The sequence below is a fragment of the Pseudomonas sp. NPDC087342 genome (assembly GCF_044744265.1).
GTDB lineage: Bacteria > Pseudomonadota > Gammaproteobacteria > Pseudomonadales > Pseudomonadaceae > Aquipseudomonas > Aquipseudomonas nunensis.
Window position 1 is genome coordinate 22,335 of the sequence record NZ_JBIUXZ010000033.1, and the last position, 13,369, is coordinate 35,703.

Annotated in this window: 12 protein-coding genes; 8 read left to right on the forward strand and 4 right to left on the reverse strand. The window is 58.6% G+C overall.

Features of this window, described 5'->3' with window-relative positions; translation table 11 throughout:
- The first annotated feature begins 360 nt into the window (after positions 1 to 360).
- The 6 genes from ACIOYV_RS31290 to ACIOYV_RS31315 all read left to right on the forward strand — a co-directional run bounded on the left by ACIOYV_RS31290 (position 361) and on the right by ACIOYV_RS31315 (position 6,592).
- The gene (locus tag ACIOYV_RS31290; RefSeq protein WP_401330062.1) at positions 361 to 2,082 is read left to right on the forward strand and encodes a carbamoyltransferase; all 1,722 of its coding nucleotides are present in this window, start codon (positions 361 to 363) and stop codon (positions 2,080 to 2,082) included.
- A gap of 64 nt (positions 2,083 to 2,146) precedes the next feature.
- On the forward strand, positions 2,147 to 3,322 hold the full coding sequence (locus tag ACIOYV_RS31295) for an MFS transporter (RefSeq protein ID WP_401330064.1): 1,176 nt from the start codon (positions 2,147 to 2,149) through the stop codon (positions 3,320 to 3,322).
- 1 nt (position 3,323) lies between these two features.
- The gene (locus ACIOYV_RS31300) at positions 3,324 to 3,998 is read left to right on the forward strand and encodes an HAD family hydrolase (RefSeq protein ID WP_401330067.1); all 675 of its coding nucleotides are present in this window, start codon (positions 3,324 to 3,326) and stop codon (positions 3,996 to 3,998) included.
- Positions 3,995 to 4,633: a YdcF family protein gene (locus tag ACIOYV_RS31305; RefSeq protein ID WP_401330069.1), complete on the forward strand. Its 639-nt coding sequence runs from the start codon at positions 3,995 to 3,997 to the stop codon at positions 4,631 to 4,633. The genes ACIOYV_RS31300 and ACIOYV_RS31305 overlap by 4 nt, the downstream gene beginning before the upstream one ends.
- A gap of 14 nt (positions 4,634 to 4,647) precedes the next feature.
- The gene (locus ACIOYV_RS31310; protein WP_401330072.1) at positions 4,648 to 6,105 is read left to right on the forward strand and encodes an amidohydrolase family protein; all 1,458 of its coding nucleotides are present in this window, start codon (positions 4,648 to 4,650) and stop codon (positions 6,103 to 6,105) included.
- A 118-nt stretch (positions 6,106 to 6,223) separates the two neighbouring features.
- On the forward strand, positions 6,224 to 6,592 hold the full coding sequence (locus tag ACIOYV_RS31315) for a glyoxalase superfamily protein (protein ID WP_401330075.1): 369 nt from the start codon (positions 6,224 to 6,226) through the stop codon (positions 6,590 to 6,592).
- 144 nt (positions 6,593 to 6,736) lie between these two features.
- Here the strand turns inward: ACIOYV_RS31315 and ACIOYV_RS31320 are convergent, their stop codons facing one another.
- Both ACIOYV_RS31320 and ACIOYV_RS31325 read right to left on the reverse strand, forming a co-directional pair.
- Positions 6,737 to 7,201 carry a hypothetical protein gene (locus tag ACIOYV_RS31320; RefSeq protein WP_401330078.1) on the reverse strand — a complete coding sequence of 155 codons (465 nt, stop codon included), beginning with the start codon at positions 7,199 to 7,201 and terminating at the stop codon, positions 6,737 to 6,739.
- Positions 7,202 to 7,327: 126 nt separating this feature from the next.
- On the reverse strand, positions 7,328 to 9,247 hold the full coding sequence (locus ACIOYV_RS31325) for a methyl-accepting chemotaxis protein (RefSeq protein ID WP_401330081.1): 1,920 nt from the start codon (positions 9,245 to 9,247) through the stop codon (positions 7,328 to 7,330).
- A 262-nt stretch (positions 9,248 to 9,509) separates the two neighbouring features.
- Between ACIOYV_RS31325 and ACIOYV_RS31330 the strand changes: the two genes are divergently transcribed.
- Positions 9,510 to 10,181 carry a histidine phosphatase family protein gene (locus ACIOYV_RS31330; RefSeq protein ID WP_401330084.1) on the forward strand — a complete coding sequence of 224 codons (672 nt, stop codon included), beginning with the start codon at positions 9,510 to 9,512 and terminating at the stop codon, positions 10,179 to 10,181.
- Positions 10,182 to 10,203: 22 nt separating this feature from the next.
- Positions 10,204 to 11,037, forward strand: coding sequence for a phosphatase PAP2 family protein (locus tag ACIOYV_RS31335; RefSeq protein WP_401330087.1), 834 nt, complete (start codon positions 10,204 to 10,206; stop codon positions 11,035 to 11,037).
- A 176-nt stretch (positions 11,038 to 11,213) separates the two neighbouring features.
- On the opposite strand, the gene ACIOYV_RS31340 is transcribed toward ACIOYV_RS31335, so the two are convergent.
- Both ACIOYV_RS31340 and rimJ read right to left on the reverse strand, forming a co-directional pair.
- Positions 11,214 to 12,653: an ArnT family glycosyltransferase gene (locus ACIOYV_RS31340; protein ID WP_401330090.1), complete on the reverse strand. Its 1,440-nt coding sequence runs from the start codon at positions 12,651 to 12,653 to the stop codon at positions 11,214 to 11,216.
- A gap of 83 nt (positions 12,654 to 12,736) precedes the next feature.
- A complete protein-coding gene (gene rimJ / locus ACIOYV_RS31345; protein ID WP_401330092.1) occupies positions 12,737 to 13,324 on the reverse strand; it encodes a ribosomal protein S5-alanine N-acetyltransferase in 588 nt (195 codons plus the stop codon).
- Between the last annotated feature and the right edge of the window lie 45 nt (positions 13,325 to 13,369).

A 13,369-nucleotide genomic window follows, 5' to 3' on the forward strand; every position in this document is an offset into this window, starting at 1 on the left:
TTTAATTTCTACATAAGGCGATATTTAATTTTTAGTGGCAGGTGTATGAGGCTGTTCGGAAATTTCCTACTAGTCTTTCACCCGGACAAACACAGCCAACTTGTTACTCAGGCATACAGCCGGATAAACAGGTCAATGTCCGTGGACTTTTTTTGCAAAAGGACTTTGCGATGGCACCACACTTTCTTGATGTCTTCTCGTAAAGGCATATCCCGGGCGAATCAAATGACTTCGTCTCTTCAATCGTTATGACGTTCGGCCCTTGATGCCGTTAATCCGTCCATAAACCCAGGCTAGAGCGCCGTGCTCATCGAGTGCGGGCACAGTCATCATTGGAATTGGCAAGAACAAGGAGTAGTTATGATCATTTTAGGCATTACTAACAATGATTTGTCGGGTGCCTGCCTGGTACGTGATGGTCAGATTCTTTCGGCGGTCAGTGAAGAGCGTTTTGCCCGCATAAAAGATCATAAGATCTGGCCTGCAAAGTCGATTGAGTTTGTATTGGGTCAAGCGGGCGTATCACTGGAAGATGTCGATTATGTGGCCTATGGATGGAATGCCGGTTTCAATGCGGATAAACACCTGGAGTTGTATTTCGATCGCATCGTTGAAGAGGTCAGAAACAATCCCCAAGGGCTTGCGCAGTTTCGTCAGCGTGTAACCGATGAAGTAAGCAACGATAAAGAGAAACGCGCCGAGTTTGACGAATACATTGCCGCCAATGGTTTGACCGGCAAGGCGTATTACATTGATCACCATGAATGCCATGCCCTCGGCGCTTATGTCTGTTCACCGTTTGACGAAGCGTTGACCCTGACGTGCGACGGGCGCGGCGATTTCCAGTCCCTGACCGTGACCTGGTACAGCCCAACCGAAACCACTGTGTTGCAGCGTGAAACCAGCATCGACAGCCTGGGGTATTTCTACGGCCGGATTACCCACTTGCTGGGTTACAAACCCAACCGGCATGAAGGCAAAGTCACAGGCCTGGCGGCGTTTGGCGATCCGCAAAAACTGCTGGGGGTGATGCAGCAGATGATCCGTTTTGAGGACGGGCGCATCAAGGCGTGCTGCGGCGATCTGTTCCTGCCGTCCTACAACCACTACAGCGAACCGCTGGAAACCCTGTTCGCCCGGGAAACCCCGGAAGACATCGCCGCAGCGGTACAACGCCATACCGAAGACCTGCTGGTGGCGACCGTCACGCATCACCTGGCCCATCGGGGCAGCACCAACCTGTGCCTGGCCGGTGGCGTGTTCGGCAACGTGAAACTCAATCAGCGCCTGCGGGAAATTCCGGGGGTGAAAAACGTCTATGTGCTGCCCTGCATGGGCGATGGCGGCCTGGCGCTGGCCGCTGCGGTTGGCGCGGCCTATCTGCAAAACGGCACCCGCTTCAAGAACCCGGCGATGACCCTCGGGCCGGAGTCGCGCAGCGTTTCGCAGAACATCAACCTGATCATTCGCGACTACCCTGAACTCGGTTACTACACGCCCTCAAACATCATCGAGGTCCTGACCGATGCACTGGCAGAGAATCAGGTACTGGGCATGTTCAAGGGCAAGATGGAATTCGGCCCGCGTTCGCTGTGCAACCGCAGCATCGTCTATCACGCCCAGGATGCCGAGGTGAACGATTGGCTCAACAAGCGCATGCACCGCACCGAGTTCATGCCGTTCGGCCCGGTCACGGCCATTGAGCAGGCGCCTGCGTGTTACGTGGGTTGGGAAGAGGATCAAGTGGCGGCGGACACCATGACCATGACCTACGATTGTCATCCGCAGTTTCGCGAGGCGAGCCCGGCGGTGGTGCACATCGATGGCACGGCGCGGCCGCAGATTATCCGCCCGCAAGGCGACGCGTTTATGCACCGTTTGTTGAATGCCTGGTACGACAAGACCGGTCAGGCGGCGTTGATCAACACCTCGTTCAACCGCCATGAAGAGCCGATCGTGTGTTCTTCCCAAGATGCATTGGATGCGTTGAAAGAAGGGATGGTCGATCTGGTGGTGATGAGTGAATCGCTGATCGTCTGGCGCAAAGGCAAAAACAGTTTCACCCAGCAACGCTTCGAGTAATGCATGGATATTTTCAGGGCTCCTTTGGAGCCCTGATAGGGAGCTTCGAGCGTATGGTTAACGAATGTATTTAATCTTTTTCGGGTTCTTTGCGGCAGAAGGGATCATCTATCCGTTCTGGCCGACGTGGCTGGACTCGCTGGGTTTCAGCGCCAGCCAGATAGGGCTGTTGATTGCGGCGGCTTATTGGCCCCAGGTGTTCACCGGGGTGTTCATTACTTACGTGGCCGATTGGCGCGTGGACCAACTGCGTCTCGCGGCTTTTCTTGGGTTCTCGGCGGCGTTCTGTACGTTGCTGTTTTATTTTATGCCGGCGCACCTGTGGGTCTTTGTGTGCCTGAGCGTTCTGTTTGGCGGGCTGTGGATGGTGGTGTTGCCCTTGTCCGAGTCCTACCTGCTCAAGCGTGACAAGCAAGCGCTGCAGAACTATGGCTGGGTCCGTGCGGTGGGCTCTTCGGCGTTTATCCTGACCTCGACCCTCGGCGGTTTGTTGTTTGCGCAATTCAGCCAATCCTGGGTGCCAATCGTGATTGCGGCGAGCATGTTGTTCACCGCGCTGGCCTGTTTGCGATTGAAGCGCCAAGTCTCCAAAGCGCATCTGCAACCGCTCAGCCGCACGATTAAACGTCCGGACTGGAAAGCGCTGTTCGCGCAAAAAAGTCTGTTGATCGCGATTGCGGCGGCGAGTTTTATTCAACTAAGCCATACCCTGTATTTTTCCACCGCATCTATCGGCTGGGGCGTGAAGGGCTACTCTTCAGCGTCTATCGGGGCGTTTTGGTCGGTGGCGGTGATTGCCGAAATTACCTATTTCGCGCTCTCCAATAAGGTCCTGGCGTATTGCTCGCCGTTGTCCATCGTGATCTTTTCCAGCGTGTGTGCGGCGCTGCGTTGGGCGTTGTTTTCCAACAGTGATGCGATGTCGGTAATCCTGTTGGGGCAGTGCCTGCATGCGTTGAGTTTTGCCGCCTATCACTCGGCGATCATGCGGTTCATTCGCGACCATGCGCCGCAAGATATCCAGGTCTTTACCCAGGGCGTTTATTACTCCCTGGCCGTTGCGCTGCCCATGGGCCTGGCCACGCCTTTTGCCGGCTATTTGTATGAAACGCAGCCGCAGTGGTCCTACTACGTGATGGCGCTGTTTGCCTTGATCGGCACGGTGCTGGCGTTTATTGCTCATCAGAGGATGCGAAGTTCAACTCATGACACAACGAACGTTTACAGCCGTCTGCTTTGATATGGATGGCGTACTTATCCAGTCCCGCGAGGTCATTGAATTCGCCTGGACCACCGTCGCGCGGCACCACGGTGTGGCCGTCGATCAGGCGTTTATCAACGATCATATTCACGGTCGCCCGGGCGGCCATACCTTGCAGGCCCTGTTCGGCCAGTTTGACGAGCAGAAACGCCTGATGATCAAAAAGGAAGTCGATGCCATCGAGCAGGTTTCGACCTGTGATCTGGTGCCGGGTGTCGCTACGTTTATCGCCCGGTTGAAGGCGTGCGCGGTGCCCATGGCGCTGGTCACCAGCAGTTGGCGAGAGCGTGTCGACAACGTCTTGCAGCAACACGGCCTGACTTCGGCTTTCGACAGCATCATCTGTCGGGATGATGTGCGTCGTGGCAAACCGGCGCCCGACGCCTACCGCTTGGCGGCGGCGCAGTTGGAGCGTCAGAGCGATGAATGTCTGGTGTTCGAAGACTCTGTCAGCGGCGTACGCTCGGCTGTCAGCAGCGGTGCGCTGTGCATCGGCATCGGCGACGATCAATCGTTGCCCGCTCACGGCGCAACACAGTTGCACGCGGATTTCACGGTGCTTCCGGTCTCGATGACCGAGCTGGGAAAACACGCCTATGCTGACGGCGGTTTGTTTATCAGCGGGCCGGGTGCCCGCAGGTTTGCTCACTCATGACGCTCACGTTGCAACACGCCACGGTCCTCTGGGACTTCCTCGGCGCGGGGCGCCAACATCGGGATTGCGAGCTGATCGTGGTCTGTGGATCGTACGATCTGCGGGTCTGCGATTACGCCTGCGAGCTGCTGAAAAACGGCGTCGCCCCGCATCTTTTGTTTACCGGCAATACCGGAAACTGGACGAAGCATTTGTGGGAAAGAACCGAAGCCGACATTTTTGCGCAACGGGCCCTGGCGCTGGGTGTGACGGCGGATCAATTCACCCTGGAGCCTCGCGCCACCAACTTCGCCGAGAACATCGCGTTTGCCAAGGCACTGTTTCCGCACGTGCGCCGCGCGACCTTCCTGACCAAACCGAACTCGATCCGCCGCGTGGCCCTGACCCTGCCCATTCAGTGGCCGGGGCTCGAGGCTTGCGTGGATGCGCCGTCTTTCGGTTTCCCCGGCGAGGTCAGCAACCTGATCGGCGTCCTGGGGTTGATCGACGAAATGGTCGGTGATGTGCACCGCATCATGGTTTACCCTTCGTTGGGCTTTCAGGCCGAGCAGGTGATTCCCGAAGACGTCCAGATCGCCTGGCGTTATCTGGTGGAGCAAGGCTTCGATCACCATTTGATCAAAGGCAGGAGCTGACCCAGGAGACTGAGATGTTGTACGACACGCTGATCCGCAATGCCCTCATCATTGACGGCAGCAACCGCCCCGGCTATCCCGCTGATTTGGCGATATTGGATGGCCGCATTGCGCGCATCGGCGACTTGCACGACGCCCGCGCCACAGCAGAAATCGACGCCGCCGGCCGGGTGTTGGCACCGGGTTTTGTTGACGTGCACACCCACGACGACACGGTGGTGATCCGCCATCCGCAGATGTTGCCCAAGCTCAGCCAGGGCGTGACCACGGTGATCGTCGGCAACTGCGGGATCAGCGCCTCGCCGGTCAGTTTGCGCGGCGATCCGCCGGACCCGATGAACCTGCTCGGCACGCGTGCGGCGTTCGTTTATCCGACGTTCCGCGACTACCGCGCGGCGGTCGAAGCGGCGAATACCACGCTCAACGTGGCGGCGCTGGTCGGCCACACGGCGCTGCGCAGCAATCACCTCGACGATCTGTTTCGCACGGCCACTGCCGATGAAATCAGCGCCATGCGCGAGCAGCTGCGTGAAAGCCTTGAGGCCGGTGCGTTGGGATTATCCACAGGCCTGGCGTACGCGAGCGCGTTCTCGGCGTCGACCGATGAAGTCATGCAACTGACCGAAGAGCTGACGGCTTTCGGCGCGGTCTACACCACCCATTTGCGCAGTGAGTTCGAACCGGTGCTGGAGGCCATGGACGAAGCGTTCCAGATTGGCCGTCACGCGAAAGCCCCGGTGATCGTTTCTCACCTCAAGTGTGCCGGCGTCGGCAATTGGGGCCGCAGTCCAGAGTTGTTGGCGTCCCTTGAGCACGCGGCGAAAACCCACCCGGTGGGCTGCGATTGTTATCCCTACGCTGCGAGTTCCTCGACCCTGGACCTCAAGCAAGTCACCGATGCCCATCGCATCACCATCACCTGGTCGACGCCGCATCCGGAGATAAGTGGCCGCGATCTGATCGACATCGCCAACGAATGGGGCATGCCGCTGCTCGATGCCGCGCGACGCCTGCAACCGGCGGGCGCGGTGTATTACGGCATGAACGAGGCGGATGTGCGGCGGATCCTTGCGCATCCGTTGTCGATGGTCGGTTCCGACGGTCTGCCGGAAGACCCGTTTCCGCATCCACGCTTGTGGGGCGCGTTCCCACGGGTGCTCGGACATTTCAGCCGTGATGTGGGGTTGTTTCCGCTGCACACCGCCGTGCACAAGATGACCGGGTTGTCGGCGGCGCGTTTTGGCCTGAAGGAGCGGGGTGAAATTCGTGAAGGCTATTGGGCGGACCTGGTGTTATTTGATCCGCTGACCATTCGCGACGTGGCGGATTTCCATGACCCGCAACGGGCGGCGGAAGGGATTGACGGGGTGTGGGTCAACGGTGCGTTGAGTTATGTGGATGGCCAGGCGAACGGGCGCAGGGAAGGGCGGTTTCTGGCGCGGGATGGGGATTTGCGGGATGGCTTTCAGTAAGCATTTCGAGTGGTGCGTCACACTGATGGCGTTGTGCAATTAAAGAAAGCCATCACCAAGCCGAAGCGCTGACATCCAGCCCAGCTACACTGGGCTATTCCAACCAGGGAGCACCCCCATGAGCTTCGGCAAAACCACTCCGATCCTGCGGATCTTCGATGAAGCCAAGGCAGTGGCGTTCTACGTCGACTTCCTGGGGTTCAAGATCGACTGGCAGCACCGCTTCGAAGCCAACTTCCCGCTTTACCTGCAAGTCTCCCGGGGCGAATGCGTGCTGCACCTGTCCGAACACCACGGCGACGCCACACCGGGCTCGGCACTGCGCATCGAGACCGATGAACTGGAAGCGTTCCAGCAGCAATTGATCGCCAAGGAATACATGTTTGCCAAACCCCAGATCCAGGCCATGCCCTGGGGAAGTCAGGACATGACCGTGACCGATCCGTTTGGCAATCGCCTGGTGTTTACCAATGCGATCAGTGCTTGAGAGTGGAATACAACCGATGCGCTCGGTTGTTCGTTAGATAGCCTTCGCGAGCAGGCTCGCTCCCACAAGGGAGGCGATGTCGACCACAGATTTTATGCACGCCCACCCTCCACTGTGGGAGCGAGCCTGCTCGCGATGGCTGTATCACTCCGGCATCGAGCGGATGATGTCTGCCAAATCGTCCTTGGTGATTTCATTGGCCTTTATCGCGGCAGCGACGTCTTCCTTGGACAGTGGGAAGCGTTTGAACAGGTCCTTCAACGTATCGGCATCGATATTTGATAGCCAGAGCGGATCAATAAGCGCTCCACCGTACTCTGGCTTCATCGGCACTACTTCGTGGGCGATAACGCCTTTGTGATTCAAATAAACCAAATAGCGATCAAACCCTTCGGGGTAGCTTTTATCGTGATAGAGGGTTGTTCCGACGGGCAGTACATAGTCATGTTCATCGCCGTTCGGCCCTTCAAGAAGAAGAGGTTCTTTGGTTTTGATCATTTTCAGGCCATAGGCGCTTGATAAATGATTGAGCACAACTGGTGTCAGCGCCGCCACGTTAAGAAGCACCAACACGGCCAACCCTAGAAAAAATCGCTTATTGGTAGACATTCTTTTTGTCATGTTGCGCCTCGGCATTTGCTTCGAGCGTAGCCTGTCAGGCTCGGAACATGCCTACAAGCACCGTGCCGGGTTGATCGTTCCCACACGGGAGTGGGAACGATCAGGTCTGAGGTGTCAGACCCGGAAGTGGCTGACCATCTGCTGCAACTGACCGCCCAACCGCGCCAGTTCAACGCTGGATTTTGCGGTTTCGTCGCTGGCGGCGGCGGTCTGTTCGGAGACGTCGCGCACGTTGATGATGCTGCGGCTGATTTCTTCAGCCACGGCGCTTTGCTCTTCGGCGGCAGCGGCGATCTGCTGGTTCATCGACTGGATGTTCGACACCGTGCGGGTGATGTTTTCCAGGGAGACGCCAGCCTTGCGGGTCAGGGCGACGCTGCTGTCGGTCAGGGCGCGGCTGTTGTTCATCACCGCCGACACTTGTTGGGTGCCGTTCTGCAAACCGGCCACCAGGCCTTCGATTTCTTCGGTGGATTTCTGCGTGCGTTGGGCCAGGCCACGGACTTCGTCAGCAACGACCGCAAAACCACGACCGGCTTCACCGGCACGGGCCGCTTCGATTGCCGCGTTGAGCGCCAGCAGGTTGGTCTGTTCGGCCACAGCCTTGATCACATCCATGACGCTGCCGATCTTGTCACTTTCCTGTTGCAGCACGCTCATGGCTTGGGTGGAACGTGCCACTTCAGTGGCCAGGCGTTCTATCTGGGCGATGGCTTCGTTGACCACTTTGTCGCCTTCGCGGGCTTCGCCGTCAGCGGCGGCGGCAGCCTGGGAGGCTTCTTCGGCGTTACGCGCGACTTCCTGCACGGTGGCAGTCATCTCGTGCATCGCGGTGGCCACCTGATCGGTTTCGATCTTCTGGCTGTTGACCCCGGCGCTGGTCTGTTCGGTCACGGCCGACAACTCTTCGGCAGCGCTGGCGATCTGGGTGACGCCGTCGCGAATGCCGCTGATCAGGTCCCGCAGGGTCACGCCCATGCGGCCGATACCTTGCTGCAACACACCGAGTTCGTCGCGGCGGGTGACTTTTACGTCTTGGGTCAGGTCTCCGCTGGCGATACGGTCGACCACGGTCATGGTGTCGCGCAACGGACCGGTGATCTGGCGGGTGATGACTACGGCAGCGATCACGCCGACCAGCAACGCGAGCAAGGTGCTGATCAGTTGCAGGGTGCGCGCCTGGGCACTTTCGACGTCACGACGATCGAGCTGGAATTGATACAGCTTGTCGCTCAGATCAACGATGGCGGTGCCCTGGTCGGTCATTTCCTTGCGCGCCTGCACGGCATCGGTGTTGGCGGCTTTGTAAGCCATCAGGGCGCTGCGGTAGTTGGTCAGCGCGGTGTCCAACTGACGCAGGGCGTCTTGCTGGGTGTCGGCGAAATGCACGTTCAGCGGCTTCAGGCTGGCGATGGCCGCGTCCAGTTGGCCGACGGCTTTTTGCTCGGTCTCGGCGTTGGTGCTGGCGGTGTAGCCACGCACTTCGTAACGCGCCAGCATGAACGCTTCCTTGGCCTGGGTGATGGCCTGGAACTGTTCGAAACGCTGATCGCTCAGGGGCATGTCCTGCACGCGGGTGCTGATGGTGTTGATCAGCGTGCTGGCGTTTTCGGCGTTGGCGCCCATGGCGTCGCGGGCGCTGTTACCGGTGCGGTAGGCGCTGCGCATTTTGTTCAGGGACGTCTGGTAAGCGGCGATGGTCGCGGCCTGCTCTTTGAGCATCTTGACGTTTTCAGGGTTTTTGAAGCTGCCCAGCAAAGCGGTTTGCTGAGTCACAAAACTGTCGAGGGTGGTCTGTACGTTTTGCGCGGCGGTTTCGTCGCCGTTGGTCAGCATGTATTGCAGGCGCACCACGCGCAGCTTGGTCAGGCCGGCGTTGAGCTGGGTGATATCACTCATCCAGTTGCTGCGGTCAATCAAGCCACCCAGGCTTGTCCAGCCGGTCAGGGCAAGGATGCAGGTCAGTGCCAGGACCAGGCCGAATCCCAGGCCCAGCTTCATGTTCACACTGATGTTACCGAACCAGCTATTCATCACAATTCCTCCAGGAACGTAGTGTTTCTTTATCGTCAGTTGGCTGGAAGATTGTTGTTTTTAGGTGCCAGCAAGGTGTGTTGCAGACCTGTATCGGCAGCAATCCCGAGAGCTGAAAGGTTTTTGTCGGACAGAACCTGTAACAAGACTTGTGGCAGGTCTTAAGCTTTTTTTCACATGGGTTTCACCTGCTGGCGACGCCCGCCTCTCTACCCTCGCGGCATCTAATGACAGGTGCGACATGCCGGCGGGGCGGCTTTTTGTGGAATTGAGACTGAGTCTGTTCGGGATAAAACGCTCGATTGATCTGAGCTTTTTTGCCCGCTATCGCAATGCCTGGGTGGTAATCGCCTCGGCGCTGTTGGTCATTCCACTGACGCTCTGGCTGCTGGCGCCCGCCGCTGTCCCGGATTTGGCCCATGGCAATGTGGCCGGTGCCAAGGCGTTGCTGTCGGGTTGGGCCAAGGGCGACATGATCGTGCTGGTGCGTCACGTCGAGCGTTGCGATCACTCCAAGGCTGCCTGCCTGAGTGGCAACGATGGCATCACCGATCGCTCCCGCAGCGTCGCGGTGGCGGTTGGCTCTCATTTCGAACGCCTGGGCCTGTCCAAGGCCGATATCTACAACAGCCCGATGGTGCGTACCGCGCAGACCGCCGGCTACATGTTCAACTCGGTGGGTGTCGGTGAAGACTGGTTGATCAGTTGCAAGGGCACGATGCTGCGCGACGCCTTGGCGCATAAGGTGCCGGGCCGCAATCTGATCCTGGTGACCCACAGCGAGTGCATGACCGAACTGGAAAAAAGCATGAACGTTTCGACAGACACGCTGGGTTATGGCGCCTCGCTGTTCGTTTCCACCGAAATCCCGCAAGCGCCGTCCATTCTCGGTTACATCGAGGCCTCTGACTGGCGCTCGGTGACGACCCGATAATTTCTTTGGCTCAGGACTGACAATGCAGACTGTTTCCCCTTACCGCTTTTACTGGGTGAACTTCGGTATTCCACTGGCCTGCGCGGCGGTGGTGTTCCTGATGTTCGACATGACCAACATCGACATCGCCTTCAGCAATTTGCTGTTTGATCCGGTCAGCCAGACCTTCCCGCTGGACAAGGTGCACTTCTTTGAAAAGCTCACTCACAAGTGGGCGCGGATTATTCCGAACTGGACGGCGGAAATCGCATTGATCGGCGCGATGCTGTCGTTTGTCTGGCCGCTGATCAATCCGCAAAAGCGTCCTCGGCTTGGCGGTTTTCTTGAACGCAGTAAAGTCGCGCCGGTGCTGCGATTTGCCCACGGGCACCGTAGGGATTTTCTGTTTGTGGTGTTCGCTTTTGCCATCTGCACCGGAGTGATCCATTTCCTCAAGGCCCACACCAGCGTGTATTGCCCGATTGAGACGACCCTGTATGGCGGCAAACTTGCCCATGTGGAGTGGTACAACAACTTCCAGCTATTCAAGGAAGCGGGCGACGGTCGCTGCTGGCCGGGCGGGCATGCCTCGGGCGGGTTCACCATGCTGGCGTTGTATTTTGTGGCGCGTCGTTACCGTTGGCGTTTTTCGAAAGCCGTGATGTGGGGATCGTTGTTGCTGGGTTTCATCTATGGCACCACGCGGGTCCTGCAGGGATGGCACTACATGTCCCACACGTTCTGGGCGGGGATCTTTGTGTGGCTGGCATGTTTGCTGACGGCGCTGGCGTTTTATGGGCGGGCGCGGTTGGAAGTGCCGGTGTTGCAGAGGCATGAGCGGGCAGAACCGGTTGCGCAGGCGCAGGTTGCTGGCTGACCAATAGTTTGAATGACAAAACCCGCCAGCCTCTGATCGAGGGTGGCGGGTTTTTTGTTGTCTGGTTTGGGGCTTGCGGTGGCTGGGAGATTGTCTTCGCGGGCAAGCCTCGCTCCTACAGGGGATCTCTGGATCTGTAGGAGCGAGGCTTGCCCGCGAAGAACGATAACGCGATATCACTCCCCAACGAAGTAATACGGCTGCCGCCCGACCATCATGACCTTAAGCACCTTCAACGGCGCCACCGGCTCACTCGCACCCGCCATGACCGCCACGTTAGTCGGTGAAGCCGTCAGAAACGCATGCAACTGTGCCTCAGTGTCTAACCCCTTGAGCACCCGCTGGGTATAAAACACGCTGGCACCACCGACCCGCTCATCGGCCTGGAACAACGCGACGTTTTGCCCATTGGCTTGCAGCGCTTGAATCTGCTCGACCAGAGGCACGAACGACAACTTGCGATCCGCATGAGGCAGCAGCCATTGCGCACTGATCAGGTAGCAACCCAGCACTACCACCAACAAACCGCCGATCAAAGCATGCCGGTGACGTGCAATGCGGCCGATCAGGCTCGAAGCGCCTTCGTGGGCCTGCAACTTTTCGTACAACACCCGCGCATATTCGGCAGCAATAACCGCAGCAGCCGGCGCCAGGGACATCAGGTACACCGTGCGCTTGCTCGACGCCAGGGTCAGCATCAGGAACTGCGCCAATATCCATACCGTGAAAAACAGCAAATACCGATTGGCCATCAGGCTTTTACGAAAGTGCCACAGCCCCAGGTACACCAAAATGTTCCAGGGCAGAAAGGCCTGGGGCAGTTTAATCAGGTAGTAATAGAACGGCTCGTAATGCCCGGCCTCGACGAAGGAGCCGCTGAAGCGCCCGACGCTGTTGGTCAACAGCACTTCGGTGACGGCATGGGCACCGCCACGCTGATACAGCACGACGAGCCAGATCAGCAGCGGGATCAAACCCACCAGCGTCAACAGGCCCGGACGCAGCCAGTCGCCGACCTTCAGGCGTTTATCCATCAGGCTCTCGGCCAGCAAGAACGCGAAGATCACCACCCCCGGCATGGCCAGGCCCAGCACACCTTTGCTCAAGGTGGCGATGGTAATCCCGGTGACAAACAGCAGCGAGGTGCCGACGGTCGATTGCCGCAACCCCTGGAAGAACGCCAGCAACGCCATGGTCACGCCTAGGGTCAGCAAGCCGTCCTCACCGACGCCACGGGTGTTGCTCCAGTAACTGGCCATGGTTGCCAGCATAAAACCCGCGGTCCAGGCCACGGCTCTGGGGCGGCCAAACCGTCGCAGCATGCCGTACAACAGCATCACGCTGAACAATCCGGCAAACGCCGACGCCAGTCGCACGGCCCACGGCGTACCGCCAAATGCACGGATTGCTCCGGCATCCAGCCACAAGCTCAGGGGCGGTTTCTCCAGGAACGGTTCGCCAAACAGGCGCGGCGTCACCCAGTCATTATCGACGTGCATTTCCATGGCGATCCCGGCGACCCGGGCTTCGGTGGAACCTTGCAGTTGATGATTGCCCAGGGCGAAGAAAAACAGCAGCGCGGCAAGCAGAAACAGAGAGGAGACGGCTCGTGACATGGGCTTCTGGCTACCGGACAGGGGAACGGGAAGCCCGAGCATACGGGGTGAATACTTAACAAATTGTGAACGGCTGCGAAGTATTACTTGAGCGGTCTGGACCAGCGCTGCTCCGGGGTTTCAAATCGATCATTGATCAACGCTGTCAGCACATGATCCTGCCAGCGTCCGGCGATGCTCAGGTAAGCCTTGGCGTAGCCCTCACGTTCAAATCCCAGGCGTTCCAGCAGCCGCGCACTGCGTTCATTGCCGGGTATGTAGTTGGCCATGATCCGGTGCAGTTTCTGTTCATCGAACATGTAGCCGATGCCCACTTCCAGTGCTTCCTGCATTAAGCCTTGGCCTTGATGGGCTTCGTCGATGTGGTAACCGAGGTAGCAGGCCTGGAACGCGCCGCGCGTGATGCCACTGAAGTTGCACGCGCCGATCATCTGGCCACTGTCCGGATCCAGCAGCGCGAAGTGCACCGCCAAACCGGCGATCAAAGCGCTGGCTTGTATTTCGAGGCGCGGGCGGATGCGTTCAGGGCTGTGGTAGTCGGCGGGGCGAATCGGTGACCATCGGGCCAGGTGCCGCTGGTTGCGCCGATAGAAGTCGCTTTCCAGCGCCGCCTCTTCAGGGGCGAGGACAGCCAGCGTCAGGCGTTTACAGGGCAGGGTCAGCAGCGGCATGGGCGCTCCGGGTTACGCGGTCGATGCGCAAGCATTGCGTGGCCG